Genomic DNA, 21162 nt, shown 5'->3' on the forward strand with positions numbered 1-21162 from the left:
CCACTCCAGCACGGTGCCGAGTGTTGCATAGATTGACGGCATGCGCCGCAACCCCATCTGCTCCGTGCTCGCCGCCAGCCTGCTCGGTTCCATCGCCCTCTCCGGTTGCTCGTCGGGCTCGGGCCCCGGGGCGACCTCGTCGTCCGCACCGAACTCGGCGCCGACCACCACCACGTCGACGCCCGTTTTCAGCTCGCACACTGCGGCGCCTGGCGCCGTCGGAAAGTCCCCTGCCGGCGTCACGACCGCCGTGGGCGCACCCGCCGAATCGACAGAGGACGAGTACTTCCAGGCCTGCAACGCAGCAAAGACGTGGATGACCCAGCAGGGCGGCGAGTTGCAGAGTCAGTTCGAGCCGTACCTGGCCTTCTTGCAGTCGTCCGACACCGCCACTCCTGGAACGTTCGGCACCCCGTGGTCACAGCTCGCCCCCGGACGTCAGTCCGCGGTGATCGTTGCCGCCGACGCCGCTTCCAATGCGCTTTGCGGCTGACCCCGACCGGCGCCGCGTTTAAATCACGGCTGACGGAAAGTCACTCGGCCGGTGACTCCGGACGGTCCTCGATCCACTGTCGACCGCGCGCGAGCGCATCGTCGAGCGCCCCGAAGATCCGGGTCGTGGCCGGCACGATGCCGTCGTCGCCGAGTACGTCGGCGAGCCCACCGCGCAGGAGCACCTTCTCGACCGCTGGGCTGACCCCGGCGATGTACAAGCGGCCGCCGTTGGCCTCGAGATCGGTGGCCCACTTGCGGATGCCCCGGATGACCTTCGACGACGGCACGTCGGGCAGCGTGCCCATGCTGAGTACGACGACGGCGTCGCGCGAGTTGGCCACCTTGGGCCACAGTTCGTCGATGCGCGGCACCTCGGCGAACAATCCGACGCCCGCATAGTGCAGCACCGTCACCTCGTTGTCCGGGCAAGTGTCGGGGACCTCGGTGCGGTCCCACCCGCCGTCGGGGTTTGGACGCAGCGCGACCAGACTTGCCGATTTCGAGGCCTGTACGCAGTAGAGCACCAGTGACGTGATGGCCCCGATCACGATCGCCTGATGCAGCGGAAGCTCGGTGGTCGCGACGAACGTGATGAGCATGGCCACCGCCGACAGTGGTGCGGTCCGCAACACCAACATGACGTCGGCCCAGCGACCTGTGACCAGTTCGGCGCCGATGACGAGCATCAGGCCTCCGATCAGTGGCATCGGGATCAGTTCGGCCAGTGATCCCGCGAGCACGACGAGCAAGGTCAGCCAGATGCCCGCGAAGATGGCCGCCCACCGCGTCTGCGCGCCCGCGGATACCGCAACGCCGGTGCGGGACAACGATCCCCCCGTCGGCAGGGCTCCGAAGAAGCCACCCGCCAGATTCGCCAAGCCCTGCGCCGAGAAGTCCCTCGACGTGTTGGACCGGCTGCCGTCCGGGTTGGGCACGGCCGCCGCGATGCCCGCGGCCTGAGCGAGTCCAACCAGCGCGACGGCCAACCCTCCGCCGAGCAGCCCGGGAATCGCGTCGAAGTTCGGCAATACGAAGGGCGGCAGCGCATTCGGAATCGATGCGATGTCGCCGACGGTCTCTACTTCGACGTGCAGCGCCGTGACGGCGACGGTCACCACGACGAGCGCGATCAGCGTGGCAAAGGAGCTCAGTGGTTTGATCAGGTGGAAGACGGCCCACACTGCGACCGTCGCGACCGCGACAAGGCAAGGCGCAAGCTGCCACGCGCCGACGTTGGCGAATGCCTCGATGAACTTGCGAATCGTGTTGTGGCTCTCCGGTTTGTAGCCCGTGGAGTCGAAGATGACGCCCGCGATGATCTGTACGGCGATGCCCGTGGTGAACCCCGTCATCACGGCGTTGGACACGAAGTTCATGAGCGCGCCGAACTTCAGCAGGCCGAACAACAGCATGACCACACCGACGATGAGCGCGAGGGCCGCGACGTTCGCGGGGTCGCCAGGGTCGAGGCCCGCGGCCGTCAGCACGCTGCGCGACGACAGCGCAAGTGCGCTCGTCAGCGTCGTCACCATCAGCACGGTTCTCGCGAAGACCGCGCCGACGACCGTCGACACCATGCCCGAATACAGTCCCGCCACCGGGTTGAACCCGCCGATGCTGGCGTAGGCCATGCCCTCGGGGATCGAGAACAGTCCGGTGACGAGACCCGCGATCGCGTCCTTCAGCCGCGGCCGGCCGAGGCCGACGATCGCGGCGCGGACCTTGAACCGTGCGCCCGTCACGCGCAGCAAGACTGCCACCGCCTGCGCGCACGGGTCACCGGATTGACCGGGCTGGGCATCGGCGTGTCGTCCGCGGCCGTGCCGAGACTTCGGCGCCGAGCCCGCGCGGCGCTGAGAGTGGCGACAGGAGCGTGCAGCACAGGGCCGGTACGCAGCCACGCTAACTGATTTCGCGGGGGCTCCGCCAACTAACGGTTGCGCAGAAACTTGCCCTGACCAGGCAATTAGCACATCTACGTTTAGTGGCGTCCGTCACTATTTGGGTTATATTGTGTGCCGAGTCACTCCTCGAGAGAGAAGGTTCGGTAATGCTTGGATCACCCCTGGACAAGTCCCGCACCGAACTCCCGCGCGCCGCCGGAGGGTCGATCAGTGGCACGCGCGTCGTGATGGGCATATTGCTCGTCCTCATCGCCCTCGCAGTCATCACAGGCGTGGCCGTGGCCATGACCAGTGGACAGCCCACCGTCGCGTTCGTGATCGGACTCGTCGGCCTCGCCTTCTTCAGCCGGGCGTTCTGCTAGCACCGGCCCCAAGCCTGATACGCCGTCGGCTCGACCGACGGCGTATCTTTGCGCGTGCGATGGACTACACCACCGCCTGACGAGGCACAATTGCCACCATGCGGGTGGCATTGGCGCTGGGCAGCGGCGGGGCTCGCGGATATGCCCACATCGGCGTCATCAACGAGTTGCGCGACCGAGGGCACGAAATCGTCGGAATCGCAGGTTCGTCGATGGGTTCGTTGGTCGGCGGCCTCCAAGCTGCCGACAAGCTCGACGAATATGCCGAGTGGGCAAGCTCTTTGACTCAACGCGCGGTGCTTCGGCTGCTGGATCCATCGCTCACTGCGGCCGGTGTGCTGCGGGCGGAGAAGATCCTCGAGGCCGTTCGCGAGATCCTCGGCGACGTAGCGATCGAAGACCTGCCGATCCCGTACACATCCGTCAGCACCGACCTCATCTCCGGGAAGTCGGTCTGGCTACAGCGCGGACCCGTGGACGAAGCGATTCGCGCATCGATCGCCATCCCAGGCGTCATCACACCGCACGAGCTCGACGGGCGGCTGCTCGCCGACGGGGGCATCCTCGATCCCCTGCCCATGGCGCCGATCGCCGCAGTGCACGCGGACATGACCATCGCCGTCAGCCTCAATGGCGATGACCCGTTGCACGGTGCCCGACGCGAGCCGCGGCCAAGCGGAGAGTTGTTGAGCCGAATGTGGCGCAGCACAACGGCACTGCTCGACACGGCCGCGGCGCGCACATTGCTCGACACCCCTGCGGCGCGGTCGGTGTTCAGCCGTTTCGCGAGCTCGGACGAGGAGGACGCCGAGGCGAGCGATGCCGTCGCAGACGCCGACCCGATGCCGATTCCCCGGCTCGGCGGCTTCGAGGTGATGAACCGGGCCATCGACATCGCGCAGTCGGCCTTGATGCGCCACACACTGGCGGCCTATCCCCCGGACTTGTTGATCGAGGTACCGCGCACCGCGTGCCGAAGCCTCGAGTTCTATCGCGCCGCAGAGGTCATCGACATCGGGCAGGAACTCGCGGCGCTGGCGCTCGACACGTTCGTCGACCGCACGCCGGACTCAGAGTCCTAGGAACTGCGCCACCCGGTGCGCCTCGCGACGGCCCTGTTCGCGGCCGGCCCGGGCCGAGGGAATCCGGCACGCCGGATCGAGCGGATTGCGCCCGAACGCGGCCAGCGCAGCGTCGTCGGCGAAGATCGCCAGCGTGGCACCCGGGAACGCTGCTACTTCAGCGGGCGCGCCGTCGCCGAACGGCGACGGCGAGAACTCGCCTGATGGCACGAGTACGACGACCGACTCGCAATCGGAGGCAACCTCCATGTTGACTGTGCTGCCGACGCCGCCGTCCATGTAGCGGCGGCCTCCGATCGTCACCGGCGGCCAGGCGCCAGGCACCGCGCAGCTGGCGGCCACCGCATCCACCAATTCGACGTGCGAGTCACGGTCGAACACCACCAGTGCGCCCGTCGCGATGTCGATGGCGGTCACCCGCAGCACCCGCGCAGGCCAATCGTGCGCGGGCAGGCGATGGGCGATCACGTCGCGGCGGACGGCTTCCGTGACGGTGTCGGTGTCCAGCGCGGTGGCGCCGATGCGTTGCAGCTTTTGCTCTTTCGTGGCACCGGGGGCTGATATCGCGGTGATGAAGAGTTCGGCGATCTCGTCGACGTCGACGCCCGAGTCGAGCTCGTAGGACTCTTCGGCGGTCTGACGGGCGAACAGGTCGTTGAGCGAACGACCGCTGCCGAACTGTGCGGCCACCGTCGACCCCGCCGAGGTACCGACCAGCACGTCGGAGGCCAGCAGGGCGCTAGCCGCGTCGGGCGCCTCGTCGGCGATGCCACATACGATGCCGGTCTCCCAGGCGATGCCCGCCAACCCACCGCCGGCGAGTACTAGTCCATTCACGGGACCGAGTGTGCCAGGGTCTTCAGATGCCCCGGCCGACGGCGTTCCGGTGACCGTCGGTTACCGCCGGTGGAAGAGTGGGGGTAGCGGCCGACCGGTATACGCGGAATTGCCGAACCATTAACGGCTGCGCCATGATAACGGTGGTACCCAGAAGTACCAACGCTCGCGACGAAGGGATGCCCATGGCCGAGACGATGAGGGCCCAGCGGTTCTACGCTGACTCCAAAACCATTGCCGTGGAGGATGTTCCGATTCCGGAACCGGGACCGGGCGAGGTGCTCGTCAAGGTCGCGTTCTGCGGCATCTGCCATTCCGATCTGAGCCTCATCAACGGCACCTTTCCTTCCCAACTGCCGGTCGTCACTCAGGGCCACGAGGCCTCCGGCACCATCGCCAAGCTTGGCCTCGGCGTGACGGGGTGGACTGAAGGCGACCGGGTGGTGGTGGCGGCGGGCAAGCCATGCCTGGAATGCGCGAACTGTCGCCGCGGCGACGTGTCCAATTGCCTTCGCATCCGCCTGATGGCCTTCGCCTACGACGGCGCATGGGCCGAGTACACCGTGGCGCAGGCGTTCGGGCTGACCAGGATCCCCGACAACGTAGCGATGGAGCAGGCCGCGATTCTGGCCGACGCAGTATCGACCCCGTACGGCGCCGTGGTTCGGACGGCACAAGTCGGCATCGGCGAGTCCGTCGGCGTCTGGGGCGTCGGCGGCCTCGGCACCCACATGATCCAACTGGCCAGACTCGTCGGCGCCGCCCCGATCATCGCGGTCGACATCAAGCCGGCGATTCTCGACCGGGCGCTCGCGGTGGGCGCCGACTACGCGTTCGACGCCCGCGACGACGCTCTGCCCGCCAAGATCGCCGAGGCCACCGGAGGCCGCAATCTCGACGTCGCCTTCGACGCCGTCGGCCTCGGATCGACCTTCGAGCAGGCGCTCAACAGCCTCACCGTCGGCGGCCGACTCGTCGGGGTCGGCATGAGCGCGGACGCCCCAACAATCGGGCCGACGTCGATCTTCAACCTCTTCAAACGCCAGGTGCTCGGCCACCTCGGGTATCAGAACGCCGACATCGGCACGCTGGCCAACCTGGTTTCCCGCGGACGGCTGGACTTGTCACGCTCGATCAGCGCCGTAGTACCACTCGAGGACGTCGCCCTTGGCATCGAGAAGCTTGAGAAGGCCGACGGCGATCCGATCCGAATCCTGGTGCAGCCGTGAGCGATTCGCTTGTTGCGTTGCTGACGGGGGCGTCCGGTGGCATCGGGCAGGCGCTGGGGCGGCGGCTCGCCACCGATGGGTACGACGTCTGCCTGTCCTACGGGCGGCACGGCGACGACGCGGAGTCCGTCGCCGAATATGCCCGCGGGCTCGGCAGGCGTGCGATCACCGTCGCCGCCGACATGTCCGACCCCGATGCGCCCGCCGCCCTGGTCGACGCGGCCGTCGGTGAACTCGGTCGGGTCGACGTGTTGATCGCAAACGCCGGCTACGCCGACATAAGTGGTTGGCAGAACATCGAACTCGCGTCGTGGAACGAGACGTTGGCAGTCAATCTCACCGCGCCGTTCCTGCTCGCCCAGCGAGTGCTGCCCGGGATGGTCGAGCGGCAGTTCGGCCGAGTGCTGTTCATTTCGTCGGTCGCCGCGTTCAGTGGTGGCGTGGTTGGCGCCCACTACGCAGCGAGCAAGGCGGGATTGCACGGGCTTATGCACCACCTTGCCCCACGTGTGGCCGCCGACGGCGTGACCGTGAACTGCCTGGCCCCCGCGCTCGTCGGCGAGACCAAGATGTTCCCTGCGGAGCTGGATACCGGGACACCGCCGGTCCCGATTCCGGTGGGCCGCATCGGGCGGCCAGACGAGATGGCGGACATGGCAATGACGATGCTGCGCAACGGTTATCTGACCAACAAGGTGATCACGGTCGACGGTGGCCTCATCGCCCGCTAGCGCAGGTGCGGCGCTGCCTTGCCGCTGATCAGCGGCAGGTCGAGCATGGTCAGAATGCCGGGTTCGGCCGCGCACACCGCGGGGACGGAGTTGACGCAGTGTGCCGCAGTTCCGACGATGCCATGCTCGGGACCCTCACCGCCGACAGCGGAATGAAATCCCTTGACGACGATCGTGATGTCCGGATTGCCCCGCACTTCCATCTCGTAGCGCTGGCCTGCTGGTCCGAACGTCCATGGGGGATCCAAGTTCTCCTCGCCCATGAACCAGTTCACCGTCACACGCGCGACGGACTCACCGTCGACGAGGGCTTCCCAGTGGAACTTGCGGCCAGCGACCTGGCCCGGCTGGATCGCCCCGAGTGGAGAGTCGATCGGCGCGGTCGCCACCGAGATCTCTTGGGTGGCACGAATCTTCGGGTCGGCGTTGAAACCCATCTGGTCGACGATCATCTTGACAGCCTGGATGAAGCCGCTGTCTAGCATCTTCTGCATCGGACCGGTGAGCGCCTTCTCCGGCACCTCGCCGAAACCCATGACATGTCGCAGCACGTCTGGTGCTTCGTAGGTGCGCAGATCGGAGAACTCCTCGGCGCGCACGAAGGTCACTCCGGTGGAGAATGACGAGAACAGCAGCGGGTACTTCTCGCTGATGCCGCCTGGCGCCATGCCGGTGCCATGCAGCGTCGCATTGCCTGCGAGGGCGGCCTCACGCATCGGCGTGGCGCTTCGCTCGCTTGGATACAGCCATCCGACCGGGGTAACGACGTTCTTGCCGGACCTCAGCAGGGCCGCCACTTCGTCGGGATTCGCGACCAGGGGCGAATAGATGACGGCGTCGGCCTCGAGGGCCAGGATCTCGTCCACGCTGTTGGTCGCAGTCACGCCCAACGGCTCGATGCCGACCAATTCGCCAACGTCCTTGCCACTCTTGGCCTCCGAATGCACCCAGCATCCGACGAGCTCGAGGTCGGGATGCTCGAGCACGCCCTTGATCGCCGCGACGCCGACACCGCCGGTGGCCCACTGCACAACTCGCAATGTCATCCCGTAACTCCCTCTCACCGCCAAAACTGGAACACGTTCTACTCAGATGTACACCACCCGGGCATTCGAAACGGTGGAAACCCCGGTGCAGGGCGGCACAATGTCCGGTAATGATCAATCGTCTCGACTTCGGAGTGCTCGGGCCGCTTCAGATGAGCGCCGACGGAGCGCCCTTGCCGCTGGGCACACCCAAGCAAAGGGCGGTGCTGGCGATGCTGGTGATGGGCCGCAATCGCCCCGTCAGCAGCGACGCCTTGGTCAATGCCGCGTGGGAGCAGTACCCGCCACCCGAACCGAAGGCCAGCTTGCATGCGTACGTGTCGAATCTGCGCAAGTTGCTTGGTGGGGCCGGCCACGATCCGAAGGCGGTGCTCGCCAGCGCACCGCCCGGGTACCGGCTGACGATCGCCGACGGCGACTGCGACATCGGACGGTTCATCGCACAGAAGACGGCCGGGGTGCAGGCCGCAGCGGTCGGGCAGTTCGAACAGGCCAGCCGTCACTTCCAGAATGCGCTGGCCGAATGGCGCGGACCCGTACTCGAGGATCTGCGCGACTTCGACTTCGTCGACCCCTTCGCCACCGCGCTCGTCGAGGACAAGGTCGTGACGCACACGGCCCGCGCCGAGGCCGAGATCGCCTGCAACCGCGGCCATGCCGTCATCGGCGACTTGGAGTCGTTGGTCGCCGAGCACCCGTACCGCGAACCGCTGTGGACCCAGCTGATCACCGCGTACTACCTGGCCGAACGCCAGTCCGATGCCTTGGACGCCTACCAGCGACTGAAGTCGACGCTGGCCGACGACCTTGGCATCGATCCAGGCCCCACCATCCGCGCCCTGCACGAACGGGTGCTGCGCCAGCAACCGCTGAACGTCAAGAAGGTCGCCCAGACCACCGCTGTGCACAAGAGCTTCAACATCGACATGCGTACCGCCGTCGGACCCCAGGCCGCCGTCGCGCAGCTGCGCGTGGCCTCGGGACACGCCCACCCCCTGGTCGCAGTGGCGACCAGAATCGGGCGGCTTCCCGACAACGACATCGTGCTCGACGACGTCAACGTCAGCAGACACCACGCCGTCATCATCGACACCGGAACCAGTTTCGTCATTACCGACCTGCGCTCGGCCAACGGAGTGGAGCTCGGCAGCGAACGGATTCGGGGTACGGCGACACTCGCCGACGGTGACGTGATCCGGATCTGCGACTACGAATTCACCTTCGAGCTCACCCAGTCGCCGAACTCGTGAACGGCGTCCGTACCGGCACCGTAATTCCAGCAACGCACTAATCTGCTAAAGGTCGCGGTTCGAGGGGGACGGTTGGATGACTGAGCCGAAGTCGCGGGAAGGCACCCAATTCGGGCCGTATCACCTGCTGCGGCTGATCGGCAAGGGCGGCATGGGCGAGGTCTACGAGGCAAGGGACACCGTCAAGGACCGCATCGTTGCGTTGAAGCTGCTGCCGGAAGGCGTCTCGCACGATCCGGTGTTCCGCAAGCGACTCCAGCGCGAAGCGCACTCCGCGGGGCGCCTGCAAGAGCCCCACGTGGTGCCGATCCACGACTACGGCGAGATCGACGGTGTGCTCTACGTCGACATGCGCATGATCACCGGATCCGATCTGCGCAAGCTGCTGAAGAGCTACGGACCGATGACGCCCGCACGTGGCGTCGCCATCGTCCGGCAGGTCGCGTCGGCTCTGGACGCCGCGCACGAGGGCGGCATCATGCACCGCGACGTGAAGCCCGAGAACATCCTGGTCACCAAGGAGGACTTCGCGTACCTGGTCGACTTCGGCATCGCGAACGCGGTCACCGACGAGAAGCTGACCGAAATGGGCACTGCCGTCGGCACTTACGCCTACATGGCCCCCGAGCGGTTCACCAGCGACGAGGTGACCTACCGCGCCGACATCTACGCGCTCGCCTGCGTCCTCCACGAGTGCCTGACGGGTGCGCAGCCATACGTCGGCGACAGCGTCAGCGTCGTGATCACCGGGCATCTGATGCAGCCGATTCCGCGCCCGAGCGTCGAAAGGCCGGGTATTCCAGCGGCTTTCGATCATGTGATAGCCCGCGGTATGGCCAAGAAGCCGGAGCAACGGTATGTCTCCGCCGTCGACTTGGCGATGGCGGCCACACAGGCCCTGACCGAGGTCGACAAGGGTCATGCCGAGACCATCGTGCAACGCAGCGAGTCGATACCGCCGACCACGCCCCTCGGGCAGGGGGCCACCCTCGCAGCACCGATGCCACCGCCGCCCGCGCCGCCGAGCTACCCGCCGCCACCACCACCGGCCGCCCAACACTTCAGCGGCCCGCCCCCGTCATGGACACCGCCCGGCCCGAATCCTCCGGGCGGCAAGAAGGTCCCGTGGATTCCCATCGCGGCAGTGGTCGCGGTGCTCTTGTTGGTGGCGACCGCCATCGGCCTCGTGGTGGCGTTCAGCTCCGACGACGAGCACAACGCGAGTGGATCCGGCACCAGCTCGCCCACGTTGACCAGGCCCTCGACGACGGGCGCCAGGGCGTCTACCAGTGAAAGGCCCACCGCAACAGACGATCCGGGTTCGTTCACTGGCAAATTGATGGCACTCATCCCGCCGGACTACCCGACCAGTGCGTGCGAAATCGTCAGCCCGCCCGCCCCTGGGGCATTGGCCACGGTCGACTGCCAGAAGTCGGAACAGCCCGGCGGCCCCGAGATCGCGCGGTACTCCCTGTTCTCGAACCAGGACGACCTCCAGACGCACTTCGACCAGGGGCTCAAGCAGAACGACGAGATGCAGGCATGCCCGGGAGCCGATTCGCAGGCGCCACAGGACTGGAACTACAAGAGCGACGCCAACACGCGAGCGGGCCAGGTGGCGTGTGGGACATACCAGGGCAACGCCGACGTCATGTGGACCCAGAGCGCGGAGCTGCTGCTCGCCGACGTGCAGAGCGCCGACCTGGCGAGCCTGCACGACTGGTGGCTGAACTTCAGCTGAGCAGCCCGCGGTATGTTGCAGACAACCGCAACGTCGCGAAGGGATCTGCCATGGCCAGCACCGCGAAGAACCGAGTTTTCGTCGTCGGAGTCGGGATGACGAAGTTCGAGAAGCCCGGCCGTCGGGAGGGTTGGGACTACCCGCAGATGGCCAAGGAGTCTGGCACCAAGGCCTTGGCGGACGCAGGCATCGACTACACCGAAGTCGAGCAGGGCTACGTCGGCTACTGCTCGGGCGACTCGACGTCGGGCCAGCGTGCGCTCTACGAGCTCGGCATGACGGGCATCCCGATCGTCAACGTCAACAACAACTGTTCCACCGGTTCGACCGCCCTGTACCTGGCCGCGCAGTCCATCCGTGGTGGGCTGGCCGACTGCGTGATCGCGCTGGGCTTCGAGAAGATGCAGCCGGGTTCGCTGGCGGTCGGGGCCGACGACCGCGAGTCGCCGCTCGGCAACCACGTGAAGGCACTCGCCGAGATCGACGAGTTCGCATTCCCGGTGGCGCCGTGGATGTTCGGCGCCGCCGGCCGGGAACACATGAAGAAGTACGGCACCACCGCCGAGCATTTTGCAAAGATCGGCTACAAGAACCACAAGCACTCGGTGAACAACCCGTACGCACAGTTCCAGGACGCGTACACCCTCGACGACATCCTGGCCGCGAAGATGATCTCCGATCCGCTGACGAAGTTGCAGTGCTCGCCCACCTCCGATGGGTCGGGTGCGGCGATCGTCGTCAGCGAGGACTACGTCGCCAAGCACGGGCTGGCGAGTCAAGCCGTCGAGATCGTCGGGCAGGCGATGACCACCGACTTCGCGAGCACGTTCGACGGCAGCGCACGCAACATCATCGGCCACGACATGAATGTGCAAGCCGCCCAGCAGGTTTACGACCAGTCCGGGCTGGGCCCACAGGACTTCCAGGTCATCGAGTTGCACGATTGCTTCTCCGCCAACGAGCTACTGCTGTACGAGGCGCTCGGACTGTGCGGTGACGGCGAGGCACCCCAACTCATCGACGACGGCGACACCACGTACGGCGGACGCTGGGTGGTCAACCCGTCGGGCGGACTCATCTCGAAGGGGCATCCGCTCGGTGCGACCGGGCTTGCCCAGTGCGCCGAGTTGACGTGGCAGCTGCGTGGCACGGCAGACAAACGTCAGGTCGACGGCGTCAACGCAGCCTTGCAGCACAACATCGGGCTGGGCGGGGCGGCCGTGGTGACGGCCTACCAGCGCGCCGACCGCTAGCCCAGTCCCTCCCCTGCGCGAGCAGACGTAAGTGTGCTGCAACCCTCGGCGTGTCGGTGACATTTGCGTCTGCTCGCGAGGAATGAAGAGTCAGTCGCGCGCTTCCAGCACGTCGTAGTCGCCGTCCGCGTGCCTGGCGCGAATGGTCTTCTTGTCGTACTTGCCGACGCTGGTACGCGGAACCTGATCGACGAACGTCCATCGCTCTGGCAGCCACCAGCGGACCACCTTGTCCGCCAGGAACTTCCGCAGTTGCTGCGGCGTCGCGTCGGCACCCTCGTTGAGTACGACGACGGCCAACGGGCGCTCCTGCCAGCGTTCGTCGGGCACGCCGACGACGGAAGCCTCCAGCACCGCCGGATGGGCAATCAGGTGATTCTCCAGCTCGACCGACGAGATCCACTCCCCGCCTGACTTGATGACGTCCTTGGCACGGTCGGTCAGGGTGACGTAGCTCAGCGGGTCGATGCGGCCGACGTCGCCGGTACGGAGCCAGCCGCTATCGAATTTCTCGGCGTCGCGGTCCAGGTAGTACGAGCCGGTGATCCACGGTCCGCGCACCTCGACCTCACCAGAGGCCTTGCCGTCGTTGGGAAGTGGATCGCCCGCATCGTCGACGATGCGGACCTCCACGCCGCACATCGGCCTGCCCTGAGTCGAGCGCAGCGCCCAGTGTTCGTCAGCCGAGGTGCCGGGCGGCGGCCACGCCATCGTGGCGACAGGCGACGTCTCGGTCATCCCCCACAGTTGGCGGATCTGGACGTCGAACTTCTCCTCGTAGGCCTTCATCAGCGATTGCGGTACCGCCGATCCGCCGCACGACACCAGCCGCAGCGACGAGATGTCCCGGCCCGGAGCCGATTCCAGGCAGTGCATGACGTCGTTCCAAATGGTCGGTACCGCGCCCGCGACGGTGGGCCGTTGCGTCTCGATGACGTCGATGATCGCCTTGGCGTCCAGGAACCGGTCGGTGAGCACCAGGTCGGCGCCCGCCATCAGCGCGGCGTAGGGAAGCCCCCATGCGTTGGCGTGGAACATGGGCACGATGGGCAGCACCGAGTCCTCGGCGCCGATGCCCAACGTGTTCGCAGTGCAGGTGCTCATGGCGTGCAAATAACTTGAACGGTGGCTGTAGACAACGCCTTTCGGGTTGCCGGTGGTGCCGCTCGTGTAGCACATGGCGGCCGCGTCGGTCTCGACGACATCGGGCCAGTCGAAGTCGGGCGACACGTCGGCCAGGACCTCGTCGTACCGCAGTACGGTCTTGCCCGACCCCGTCAGCGGTGCGAGATCGCCAGCTCCCACGGCGATGATCGTGTGCACCGTGTCCAGTAGCGGGAGCACCGGGGCCAGTTGCTCGGCGAGCGACATGTCAGCGATGATCACCTGGTCATCCGCCTCGTTGGCGATGAAGGCGATCTGCTCCGGCGAGAGTCGGATGTTCAGCGTGTGAAGCACCGCGCCCATCGATGGCGCGGCCAGGTACGCCGCGAGGTGTTCGGCGTTGTTCCACATGAAGGTGGCCACCCGCTGGTCACCGGTGATGCCGAGGCCGCGCAGCGCGCTGGCCAGCCTGCCGACCTGCTCGCCGAGTTCGCGGTAGCTGATGGTGCGGTACCGGCCGTCGCCAAGGGCGGTGGTCACGGTGCGATCGCCGTTCACGTCCGCCGCGTAGCGAAGGATCGTGGTGACGGTCAGCGGGACATCCTGCATCGTGCTGCGCATCGTCGACTCCCTCTTCGCCTTCGCCGCGATGGTAGCGGCGCAGGCGGCGGATATCGGCACTTCGACAAGGGCCGGGACGCCGCTGGAACGAAACCGCAGCTCACAGCGATGAACTAGTAGATTTTCATTCAATTACCAGACAAGGGGGCGCCGAGATGCGTCCATCGACAGTTTCAGCCGCTTTCGTCACATTCGCCGCAACTGCATGCGCCGTATTCGCCGCGCCGGCCGCCCACGCGGACCAGACGCCCCTGGAGACGATCGGACTCCTTCAGTCCCAGGGGTACCACGTGAACGTCGACCGCGTGGGCAGCGCCCCGCTCGACGATTGCGTGGTGACCAGTGTCCGAAATCCCCAGACCCAGACGAAGACGATCCGCGACTACTACGGCAAGCGGGACGAGAACGGCAATCGCAAGTACCGCCTTGTCGAGATCGTGACGAGCAGATCAATTTCGGTATCCCTAGACTGCAGCTGACCTGCGTGGCAGCACGTGCGTTCCGGGGGCGCGGCAAGTAGTGTTCGGTTCACAGCTAAGGGACAGGAGGTGCGGTCATGCGCACAAATTTGGCGCTCACGGCCGCTGCGGTGGTGGGTGTGTGCGCAGCCATCGCTGCCCCCGCCGGATTTGCGGCCGCCGAGACCGCACAAGAGACGATCAGCAGGCTTCAATCACAGGGCTACACGGTCACCATCGACAAGGTTGGTACCGGCTCGATGGACCAGTGCACCGTCACCAGCGTGCGCAATCCGCAGACCGTGACTCAGCTGGTGCCCTACATCGGTCCTGGACGCGGCAACAACCGCACTGCGTTGGTTCCCGCGGTCGTCAGCCAGACCGTCTCGGTGTCGCTGAACTGCTCGCGCTGAGCCCGCAAAGGCGGTTCAGCGGCTGGAGCAGTCAAGCGACACCGTGATGGACCGCTTGACCACGACCTCGACGAAGCGGTCGCGATCCCTGCGTCCGTCCACCCGGATTAACCGGGTCTGCTCCTGCGGATTGCGGATACTGGTCACGTGGCACTCCGAAAGCGGTGCGCTCCCAACGCGATCGATGTTTACGTTGAAGCCCTCGGCTTGGAGTTGCCCAATGGTCACGATGGCCGACTCCGATTCGGCCGACGCCGATCCGGGCGATGCGATGAGCAGGCCGCAAGCCGCAGCAGCCAGGGCAATCAGCGTCACTAGTGCAGTACGCATCGTCGCGTCCCCCTCGGTGGCCAATTTGGCCGTCACAGAGGAAGACGAACTGGACTGTCCCTCGGTTCAATCCGACATGAAAGGACCCGGCCAGGGGGGATCTGGCCGGGTCCCATCATGGTGCGCCCTACGCCGGTGCAGGGACTCGCTCCTGCACAAGCTCTTCGGCGCGCGAATCCTGGTCGTCGAGCATGGTCAACTCGTCGAACGGCTTGTCCCCATTGAGCACCGCGTCGACGCGGTCCCTGTCGATGGTGTGGGTCCACGAACCGACGAGCACCGTCGCGACCGCATTGCCGGAGAAGTTGGTCACCGCCCGCGCCTCGGACATGAACCGGTCGATGCCGACGATCAGTCCGACACCGTCGAGCAGGTCGGGCCGGTGGGCTTGGAGGCCGCCTGCCAAGGTCGCCAGCCCGGCGCCGCTGACTCCGGCCGCGCCCTTGGAGGCGACGATCATGAACACCAGCAGCGAGATCTGCTCACCGACGGCGAGTGGCTTGCCCATCGCGTCGGCGACGAACAGCGAGGCCATCGTCAGATAGATCGCCGTGCCGTCGAGGTTGAACGAGTAGCCGGTCGGTACGACGACGCCGACCGTCGTCTTCTCGACACCGAGGTGTTCCATCTTGGCGATCAGCCGGGGTAGCGCCGACTCGGACGACGACGTCGCGAAGATCAGCAGATACTCCCGAGCCAGGTAGCGGACCAACTTGAAGATCGAGACTCCGGCGACCGCCCGCATCAGCACGCCGAGCACGCCGAAGACGAAGAGCAGGCAGGTGAGGTAGAAGCCGAGCATCAGCGTCAGCAGTTGGGTGACCGCACTCCATCCGGTCTGCCCCACCACGTTCGCGATGGCGCCGAACGCACCGATGGGCGCCAGCCACAGGATCATGACCAGCACCTTGAAGACGAGTTTCTGCAGGTGCTCGATGCCGCGCAGGATCGGCTCCCGAGAGCCGCCGAGGCCCTGGACGGCGAAGCCGACAAGCAGTGCGACGAACAGCGCCTGCAGCACGTTGCCCTCGGTCAGCGACGAGAAGAACGAGGTCGGGATGATGTGCTGGACGAACTCCGACAGCCCGCCCGCCTCATGGGCCTGCTCGGCCAACTGACCACCCTTGGCCGCCGACGTCGACGACAGATTGAGGCCGGTGCCGGGGCTGAGCAGGTTTCCGACGACCAGGCCTATGGCCAGCGCGACCGTCGACATCACCAGGAAGTAGACGAACGCCAATCCGCCGACCTTGCCCACGGTGGCAGCGGCGCGCACCTTGCCGATGCCTAGGACGATGGTGCAGAAGATGACGGGGACGATCATCATCTTGATGAGGCTGACGAACATCGTGCCCAAGATGCCGACGCTCTTGCCGACGTCCGGCGCGAGTAGTCCGACGGCGACACCGGCGACGACGGCGACGATGACGGCTATGTACAGCCAGTGAGTGCGGTCCCGCTTCAGTGGCGGGGCGGACGTGTCGTGGTCGGCCATGACTGGGTGCTCCTATTTCCTGCGAGACGTGCGGCGAATGCGGTCTGCAAGGATGGTGTGCCCAGAAGTGATCCAGGTCACCCTTTAGTTCATTACGTTCACGTAGCCGACCAACCCGGAGGTGCGATGCGCAGCTGGTGGCCACGCTCGCTGGCCGGACAGGCGATCGCGCTGCAGATCGCGGTGATCGCCGTTGTCGTCCTCGTCGGCAGCGCACTGGCCCTGCTCGATGCCCGCCAGGACGGTGATGCCTCGGCCCGCCAGCAGGTGGTGAGCATCGCCACGACATTGGCCGACTCGCCCTCCACGGCCGCCGCCATCGAATCGGGAAGGGCCACCGAGCTTCTGCAGCCGGTGACCGAGGCGGTGCGCACCAACACCGCGATTGCGTTCATCACGATCATGTCGCCCGACGGCACCCGCTTCACGCACACCGATCCGCGTCAGATCGGCGCCCACTACCTCGGCACCATCGCGCCTGCGCTGAACGGCGAGACGTTCACCGAGGTATACACCGGCACGCTGGGGCCTTCGGTACGTGCGATCGCACCGGTGCGCGACGGCTCGGGTCGAGTGGTCGGCCTGGTCTCCGCGGGCATCACTTCTCAGACGCTCTCGCAGCGCTGGCGCGAGCAATGGCCGGCGATCGCTGCCGTCGGTGTTGGCGCCCTTGCGCTTTCGTTGATCGGCGTGTGGGCCATCCGGCGACGCCTGCTTCGCCAGACGCACGGGCTTCGTCCCGACGAACTACGCGTCATGTACGAGCACCACGACGCGATCCTGCATTCGGTGTCCGAGGGTCTCGTCGTGCTCGACCGCGATCGGGTGGTGCTCATCAACGACGAGGCGCGCCGACTGTTGGCGCTGCCCGCGGGGGCGGTGACGCCGTCCGACCTTCCGGAATTCCTGCGCAGCTACGAACCCGGTGCCAGGGACGAGGTGCACGTCACCGATGCCCGGGTGCTGGTGGTCAACAGGTCGAAGGTCGAAGGCTCCGCCCATTCCGAAGTGGTGACCGTGCGCGATCGCACCGAATTGCAAGGCGCCCTTGGTGAATTGAGCTCGCTGAAGGTGCTGACCGACTCACTGCGCGCCCAGGCGCACGAGGCCGCCAACAAGCTGCACACCGTGATCACGATGGTGGAACTGGGCAGACCCGAAGACGCCGTCAGCTTCGCGACCGAGGAGCTTGCCCTGTCGCAGCGACTGGTGGACCGCCTGTCAGCCGACGTCGGCGAGCCTGCGCTGGTGGCCCTGTTGCTCGGCAAGTCGGCTCAGGCCGACGAACGCGGCATCGCGCTGACGATCACCGAGGACACCCATTTGCCTTCCAGCGCTGAAGAAGTGCCGTTGAGCCCCCAGGAGTTGATCACCGTACTCGGCAACCTGGTCGACAACGCGATGGACGCGTGCGATCGGGATGATCCGTGGATCGAGGTCACCGTCAGCCAGGACGACACGACGCTGTTGATGCGGGTCGCCGATAGCGGCGCAGGCATGGACGCCGAAACGTTTGCGCGGGCCATGCAGCGCGGCTACTCGACGAAGACCGAAAAGGAGCCGGCGCACCACGGGCTCGGCCTGGCCCTCGTCGCGCAGGTGGTGCGACGCCACAGCGGGACGCTCAGCGCCGACGTCACCTACGGATCCGTTGTCACGGTCACGGTACCGAGGGGCAACTCATGATTTCCGTGCTCATCGTCGAGGACGATCCGCTGATCGCCCAGGCGCACGAAACGTATCTCGCTCGGCTGGAAGGCTTTTCGACCGCAGCGGTCGCACATACCGCACGCGATGCCATGCAGAGGGCCACCGAGGCGTCGGCCTCGGACACCCCCATCGACCTCGTGCTGCTCGACCTCGGGTTGCCCGACGCGAGTGGGATCGCCTTGGCCTCGGCACTGGCCGGACTTCGGCCCGCGCCCGACATCATCGCCATCACGTCGGAACGTGATCTCGAGATGGTGCGTGCAGCGGTCGCGCACGGCGCGCTCGCCTACCTGTTGAAACCGTTCACGTTTGCCGCTTTCCGCGACCGGCTGGAGCGTTACCGGCGTTACCGCTCGGCACTGCCGGCAGGCGTCGACGCCGCAAGCCAGGCCGAAGTCGACCGTGCACTCGCCGAATTACGGGTCGCCGCAGAGAAGTCGGTGTCCCCGAAGGGAGCGGCCACCCAGACCAACGACGACATCGCTCGGGCGGTCCGCGACCAAACGGACGGCGCGACAGCCGATGAGGTCGCCAACCAGGTCGGGGTTTCGCGTGTTACCGCGTGGCGATACCTGGAGCGGTTGGCTGACGAGGGTGTCGTGACGCGACACACCGACTATGGCAAGGCAGGCCGCCCCAAGACGCGCTACCAGTGGCGCTGAAGTGTCAGACGCCGGCAGGCACTAGCTCGCGAACACAAGGCGCGGCAACCGCATTGGTCGCGAACGGCGCGTAGAGCATCTGCGCGGGCAACGCGACGGAGTACGACGTGACCCCACCCGCGTAATCGGCGACGTACAGCCGCTGGGGACCGACCGCGACGCACGCGGGTCGAGCGCCCACCGACACGGATCCGATGACGGCGCGGTTCTCCGTGCAGAAGACGTGGACCCGGTCGTAGTCGACGACGAAGGCCCTTGAGCCGTCGGTGCTGAGCGCCAGTTGCGTCGGCGCAGTGCCGACGTCCACGGCTGCGGTGACGCGGTTGGCCACCAGATCGATGACGTGCAAGACACCGCGATCGGTGATGTCGGAGGTCAGCACGTAGGCAGTGCTGTCGAGCCCCAGTTCCAGTCCGCGGATGGGGGCGCCCAGTTCCAGGGCACGGCGGACGCGACCGGTCTTGACGTCGACGACGATCATCCGGCTGCTCACCGAGTCCGACATGGCGACGTAGAGCCTGCGGCCCGCGGCGTCGACGCGCAGCGCGTCGATGGTGGTGTCGGCGCCACCGGCGAGTTCGATGGTCGCGACGCGGTCGGCGGCGATGTCGATGATGGAGACGTCCACGCCGTCGCGCCCGGCGCGGGCCACGTACACGTACTTGCGATCGACGCTGACGGTCATTGCCGTGACGGTGCCCGCCATCGGGTAAGCCGCGACGACCTCACCGCCGATGGTGTCGACGACGGTGATCGCGTCGTCACTGGCCGAGGACACGGACGTGTACGCACGGCCGTCGGAGACGGTCACGGCGAACGGCTGGCCGGTGACGACCCCACCCCGCACAGTGAGCGCCTCGGCGTCGAGCACCGCTAGGGTGTTGTCGCCGAAGTTGGTGACCACGAGGATGTCGTCTTCGACGGCGATATCCGAGATTGGACCCCGTCCGATCATCGCGGCGTGCAGCAGGGAGACGTCACCATTGTCGACGGTGACGCTGTTTGAGCGCGCGAGCGTATTAGCCATGGTCTTGGGTACCTCCGCCGGCAATGCGTGCGCCAGCAATAGCTTCGATGAATACGCGCCCCGTCGGGGCGCAGTCCTGATCGAGTGTAGCGACGGAGTATGACGTTCCACGGCGCTCCGACGGCCATTCTCTCGACACGCGCGTCAACCTCTCAGGCGTCGCTTAGGAAACTCTTCGTTATGCACTCGTTATGTTTTCCTAGCAACATCAATCACATCGAATTTACTGCATCTTCACGGCAATGGCTACCGTCGACTGACAACTCCCCACCAGCACCACGGTGTCGTCTTCTTAGCTTTGGAAGGGAAAGTGAGCGCTAAATCACATGGCGACACGACAGCAAACTCCTGACATTTGCCTTCGAAACTGACGGATGTGACGATTGAGACGGCTGGGACCCGGTCGACGGCGCTAGCGGACTCCCCGAGACTTTGCCGTGAGGCCGCAGTTCACCGTCCGTTCACCACTGATGGAGCCGGGCCGGGCCCGCCCCTGGTGCCGCTCAGCCTTCGTCGACGGAGTTGTCCATGCCCGACTTGTTGATCTGTGGCGATCCCGATTTATAGGTGATGGCGTTCTGCATGCCGGACGCTTCGATGTCGTCAGCGGATTCGACGTTGACCTTGTTCTGGACGCCCGACACCGTGACCTTCGCGCAATGGCCGGTGATGTCGACCGTGTTCGTCATCCCGCTGATGCTCACCGAGCCGCCGTCGCAGAGCAGGGTCTCGTGTCGTCCAGACCCGCCGATATTGACGTTGTTCCCGGCGGCGATCGGGGTGGACGACAAGCCCGGCGTCGACGGGCGATTGGCGCCCGGTCCGGTGTCCGAGAAGGTCGGGAAGCTGCTCTCGATGGTGCTGATCGAATTGCTCACGTTGTAGAAGACGGCTACCACGCTGCCGATGATGGTGATGGCGACGAACGTGAAGATCGCGAAGATCAGCCAGCCGAACCGAAAGCCGCCTTGGGATCGCACCGGGTTGAACGGGGCGCCGCCAAACGACCCGGGCACTGGCGGATACGGCGTGCCATACGAGTCCTGCTGGGGCGCCCCGAACGTGGCCGCCGGCGGCGGATACGGGGTGCCGTAAGACCCCTGCGGAAGGGGGGGTGGCAGCGGCGGCGGCAAGGCGTTGGCTCCCCCGAGTTCGAACGCGCCACCACCCAATTCGGACGCGCGCGCCTGGTCGGAGATTCCGCGCTCCAGCTCCCGGATACGGGCCTCCGGGTCGTCCTTCGGATCCATGGGCAGATGTTCCCACATCGAGGCGGTGGCTGGGCTGGACGACAGAAATCTGACTAATGGGAGTCGATGAGCGTGGCGTTGACTGGTTTGGGAGCCGGTTGGCGGGACGCTGATCATTGAGCCGCTGGCCGGTGAGCACTGCTTTCGACTGGGATGAACGTT

20 protein-coding genes are annotated in these 21162 nt (G+C 66.1%); 12 read left to right on the forward strand and 8 right to left on the reverse strand.

Features of this window, described 5'->3' with window-relative positions; genetic code table 11:
* Nucleotides 1–40: 40 nt before the first annotated feature.
* Nucleotides 41–493 carry a lipoprotein LpqV gene (locus SLQ30_RS30370; protein WP_319450655.1) on the forward strand — a complete coding sequence of 151 codons (453 nt, stop codon included), beginning with the start codon at nucleotides 41–43 and terminating at the stop codon, nucleotides 491–493.
* 40 nt (nucleotides 494–533) lie between these two features.
* Here SLQ30_RS30370 and SLQ30_RS30375 read toward each other — a convergent pair whose 3' ends face one another.
* Nucleotides 534–2237 carry a SulP family inorganic anion transporter gene (locus SLQ30_RS30375; protein WP_319450656.1) on the reverse strand — a complete coding sequence of 568 codons (1704 nt, stop codon included), beginning with the start codon at nucleotides 2235–2237 and terminating at the stop codon, nucleotides 534–536.
* A 308-nt stretch (nucleotides 2238–2545) separates the two neighbouring features.
* Between SLQ30_RS30375 and SLQ30_RS30380 the strand changes: the two genes are divergently transcribed.
* The gene (locus SLQ30_RS30380) at nucleotides 2546–2761 is read left to right on the forward strand and encodes a hypothetical protein (RefSeq protein ID WP_319450657.1); all 216 of its coding nucleotides are present in this window, start codon (nucleotides 2546–2548) and stop codon (nucleotides 2759–2761) included.
* 98 nt (nucleotides 2762–2859) lie between these two features.
* The gene (locus SLQ30_RS30385; RefSeq protein ID WP_319450658.1) at nucleotides 2860–3843 is read left to right on the forward strand and encodes a patatin-like phospholipase family protein; all 984 of its coding nucleotides are present in this window, start codon (nucleotides 2860–2862) and stop codon (nucleotides 3841–3843) included.
* Here the strand turns inward: SLQ30_RS30385 and SLQ30_RS30390 are convergent.
* The gene (locus SLQ30_RS30390; protein WP_319450659.1) at nucleotides 3832–4680 is read right to left on the reverse strand and encodes a patatin-like phospholipase family protein; all 849 of its coding nucleotides are present in this window, start codon (nucleotides 4678–4680) and stop codon (nucleotides 3832–3834) included. The genes SLQ30_RS30385 and SLQ30_RS30390 overlap by 12 nt on opposite strands.
* A 185-nt stretch (nucleotides 4681–4865) precedes the next feature.
* On the opposite strand from SLQ30_RS30390, the gene SLQ30_RS30395 reads away from it, so the two are divergent.
* The gene (locus tag SLQ30_RS30395; RefSeq protein ID WP_319450660.1) at nucleotides 4866–5909 is read left to right on the forward strand and encodes a zinc-binding dehydrogenase; all 1044 of its coding nucleotides are present in this window, start codon (nucleotides 4866–4868) and stop codon (nucleotides 5907–5909) included.
* The gene (locus SLQ30_RS30400; RefSeq protein ID WP_319450661.1) at nucleotides 5906–6640 is read left to right on the forward strand and encodes an SDR family NAD(P)-dependent oxidoreductase; all 735 of its coding nucleotides are present in this window, start codon (nucleotides 5906–5908) and stop codon (nucleotides 6638–6640) included. The genes SLQ30_RS30395 and SLQ30_RS30400 overlap by 4 nt, the downstream gene beginning before the upstream one ends.
* Here SLQ30_RS30400 and SLQ30_RS30405 read toward each other — a convergent pair.
* Nucleotides 6637–7686, reverse strand: coding sequence for a dihydrodipicolinate reductase (locus tag SLQ30_RS30405; RefSeq protein ID WP_319450662.1), 1050 nt, complete (start codon nucleotides 7684–7686; stop codon nucleotides 6637–6639). The two genes, SLQ30_RS30400 and SLQ30_RS30405, sit on opposite strands and share 4 nt — an antisense overlap.
* A 110-nt stretch (nucleotides 7687–7796) precedes the next feature.
* Between SLQ30_RS30405 and SLQ30_RS30410 the strand changes: the two genes are divergently transcribed.
* The 3 genes from SLQ30_RS30410 to SLQ30_RS30420 all read left to right on the forward strand — a co-directional run bounded on the left by SLQ30_RS30410 (nucleotide 7797) and on the right by SLQ30_RS30420 (nucleotide 11930).
* Nucleotides 7797–8936 carry a BTAD domain-containing putative transcriptional regulator gene (locus tag SLQ30_RS30410; protein WP_319450663.1) on the forward strand — a complete coding sequence of 380 codons (1140 nt, stop codon included), beginning with the start codon at nucleotides 7797–7799 and terminating at the stop codon, nucleotides 8934–8936.
* Nucleotides 8937–9012: 76 nt separating this feature from the next.
* The gene (locus SLQ30_RS30415) at nucleotides 9013–10677 is read left to right on the forward strand and encodes a serine/threonine-protein kinase (RefSeq protein WP_319450664.1); all 1665 of its coding nucleotides are present in this window, start codon (nucleotides 9013–9015) and stop codon (nucleotides 10675–10677) included.
* Nucleotides 10678–10727: 50 nt separating this feature from the next.
* Nucleotides 10728–11930 carry a lipid-transfer protein gene (locus SLQ30_RS30420; protein ID WP_319450665.1) on the forward strand — a complete coding sequence of 401 codons (1203 nt, stop codon included), beginning with the start codon at nucleotides 10728–10730 and terminating at the stop codon, nucleotides 11928–11930.
* A 90-nt stretch (nucleotides 11931–12020) separates the two neighbouring features.
* On the opposite strand, the gene SLQ30_RS30425 is transcribed toward SLQ30_RS30420, so the two are convergent.
* Nucleotides 12021–13655, reverse strand: a complete 1635-nt coding sequence (locus tag SLQ30_RS30425) for a fatty acid--CoA ligase (protein WP_319450666.1) — start codon at nucleotides 13653–13655, stop codon at nucleotides 12021–12023.
* Nucleotides 13656–13945: 290 nt separating this feature from the next.
* On the opposite strand from SLQ30_RS30425, the gene SLQ30_RS30430 reads away from it, so the two are divergent.
* Together SLQ30_RS30430 and SLQ30_RS30435 are read left to right on the forward strand one after the other, a co-directional pair.
* Nucleotides 13946–14134 (forward strand): hypothetical protein, encoded by a 189-nt coding sequence (locus SLQ30_RS30430; RefSeq protein WP_319450667.1) that lies wholly within the window; start codon nucleotides 13946–13948, stop codon nucleotides 14132–14134.
* Nucleotides 14135–14211: 77 nt separating this feature from the next.
* On the forward strand, nucleotides 14212–14526 hold the full coding sequence (locus tag SLQ30_RS30435; RefSeq protein WP_319450668.1) for a hypothetical protein: 315 nt from the start codon (nucleotides 14212–14214) through the stop codon (nucleotides 14524–14526).
* 15 nt (nucleotides 14527–14541) lie between these two features.
* Here the strand turns inward: SLQ30_RS30435 and SLQ30_RS30440 are convergent, their stop codons facing one another.
* Entirely contained in the window at nucleotides 14542–14856 is a 315-nt protein-coding gene (locus SLQ30_RS30440) for a hypothetical protein (RefSeq protein ID WP_319450680.1), read from the reverse strand.
* A 127-nt stretch (nucleotides 14857–14983) separates the two neighbouring features.
* Nucleotides 14984–16351: a cation:dicarboxylate symporter family transporter gene (locus SLQ30_RS30445; RefSeq protein ID WP_319450669.1), complete on the reverse strand. Its 1368-nt coding sequence runs from the start codon at nucleotides 16349–16351 to the stop codon at nucleotides 14984–14986.
* A 126-nt stretch (nucleotides 16352–16477) separates the two neighbouring features.
* On the opposite strand from SLQ30_RS30445, the gene SLQ30_RS30450 reads away from it, so the two are divergent.
* Both SLQ30_RS30450 and SLQ30_RS30455 read left to right on the forward strand, forming a co-directional pair.
* Nucleotides 16478–18037: a sensor histidine kinase gene (locus tag SLQ30_RS30450; RefSeq protein WP_319450670.1), complete on the forward strand. Its 1560-nt coding sequence runs from the start codon at nucleotides 16478–16480 to the stop codon at nucleotides 18035–18037.
* Nucleotides 18034–18723, forward strand: coding sequence for a response regulator (locus tag SLQ30_RS30455; protein ID WP_319450671.1), 690 nt, complete (start codon nucleotides 18034–18036; stop codon nucleotides 18721–18723). Before SLQ30_RS30450 ends, SLQ30_RS30455 begins: the two co-directional genes overlap by 4 nt.
* Before the next feature lie 4 nt (nucleotides 18724–18727).
* Here the strand turns inward: SLQ30_RS30455 and SLQ30_RS30460 are convergent, their stop codons facing one another.
* Both SLQ30_RS30460 and SLQ30_RS30465 read right to left on the reverse strand, forming a co-directional pair.
* On the reverse strand, nucleotides 18728–19750 hold the full coding sequence (locus SLQ30_RS30460) for a hypothetical protein (RefSeq protein ID WP_319450672.1): 1023 nt from the start codon (nucleotides 19748–19750) through the stop codon (nucleotides 18728–18730).
* Nucleotides 19751–20253: 503 nt separating this feature from the next.
* Nucleotides 20254–21000, reverse strand: a complete 747-nt coding sequence (locus SLQ30_RS30465; protein ID WP_319450673.1) for a DUF3060 domain-containing protein — start codon at nucleotides 20998–21000, stop codon at nucleotides 20254–20256.
* Nucleotides 21001–21162: the final 162 nt, after the last annotated feature.

The sequence above is a fragment of the Mycobacterium sp. RTGN4 genome, from assembly GCF_033804635.1.
GTDB lineage: Bacteria > Actinomycetota > Actinomycetes > Mycobacteriales > Mycobacteriaceae > Mycobacterium.

Coding starts and splice junctions, on each gene's coding strand:
- SLQ30_RS30440 (WP_319450680.1), bottom strand. CDS start 14,856: ATGCGTACTGCACTAGTGACGCTGATTGCCCTGGCTGCTGCGGCTTGC.
- SLQ30_RS30385 (WP_319450658.1), top strand. CDS start 2,860: ATGCGGGTGGCATTGGCGCTGGGCAGCGGCGGGGCTCGCGGATATGCC.
- SLQ30_RS30370 (WP_319450655.1), top strand. CDS start 41: ATGCGCCGCAACCCCATCTGCTCCGTGCTCGCCGCCAGCCTGCTCGGT.
- SLQ30_RS30380 (WP_319450657.1), top strand. CDS start 2,546: ATGCTTGGATCACCCCTGGACAAGTCCCGCACCGAACTCCCGCGCGCC.
- SLQ30_RS30395 (WP_319450660.1), top strand. CDS start 4,866: ATGGCCGAGACGATGAGGGCCCAGCGGTTCTACGCTGACTCCAAAACC.
- SLQ30_RS30435 (WP_319450668.1), top strand. CDS start 14,212: ATGCGCACAAATTTGGCGCTCACGGCCGCTGCGGTGGTGGGTGTGTGC.
- SLQ30_RS30415 (WP_319450664.1), top strand. CDS start 9,013: ATGACTGAGCCGAAGTCGCGGGAAGGCACCCAATTCGGGCCGTATCAC.
- SLQ30_RS30465 (WP_319450673.1), bottom strand. CDS start 21,000: ATGGATCCGAAGGACGACCCGGAGGCCCGTATCCGGGAGCTGGAGCGC.
- SLQ30_RS30455 (WP_319450671.1), top strand. CDS start 18,034: ATGATTTCCGTGCTCATCGTCGAGGACGATCCGCTGATCGCCCAGGCG.
- SLQ30_RS30460 (WP_319450672.1), bottom strand. CDS start 19,750: ATGGCTAATACGCTCGCGCGCTCAAACAGCGTCACCGTCGACAATGGT.
- SLQ30_RS30445 (WP_319450669.1), bottom strand. CDS start 16,351: ATGGCCGACCACGACACGTCCGCCCCGCCACTGAAGCGGGACCGCACT.
- SLQ30_RS30425 (WP_319450666.1), bottom strand. CDS start 13,655: ATGCGCAGCACGATGCAGGATGTCCCGCTGACCGTCACCACGATCCTT.
- SLQ30_RS30450 (WP_319450670.1), top strand. CDS start 16,478: ATGCGCAGCTGGTGGCCACGCTCGCTGGCCGGACAGGCGATCGCGCTG.
- SLQ30_RS30420 (WP_319450665.1), top strand. CDS start 10,728: ATGGCCAGCACCGCGAAGAACCGAGTTTTCGTCGTCGGAGTCGGGATG.
- SLQ30_RS30410 (WP_319450663.1), top strand. CDS start 7,797: ATGATCAATCGTCTCGACTTCGGAGTGCTCGGGCCGCTTCAGATGAGC.
- SLQ30_RS30405 (WP_319450662.1), bottom strand. CDS start 7,686: ATGACATTGCGAGTTGTGCAGTGGGCCACCGGCGGTGTCGGCGTCGCG.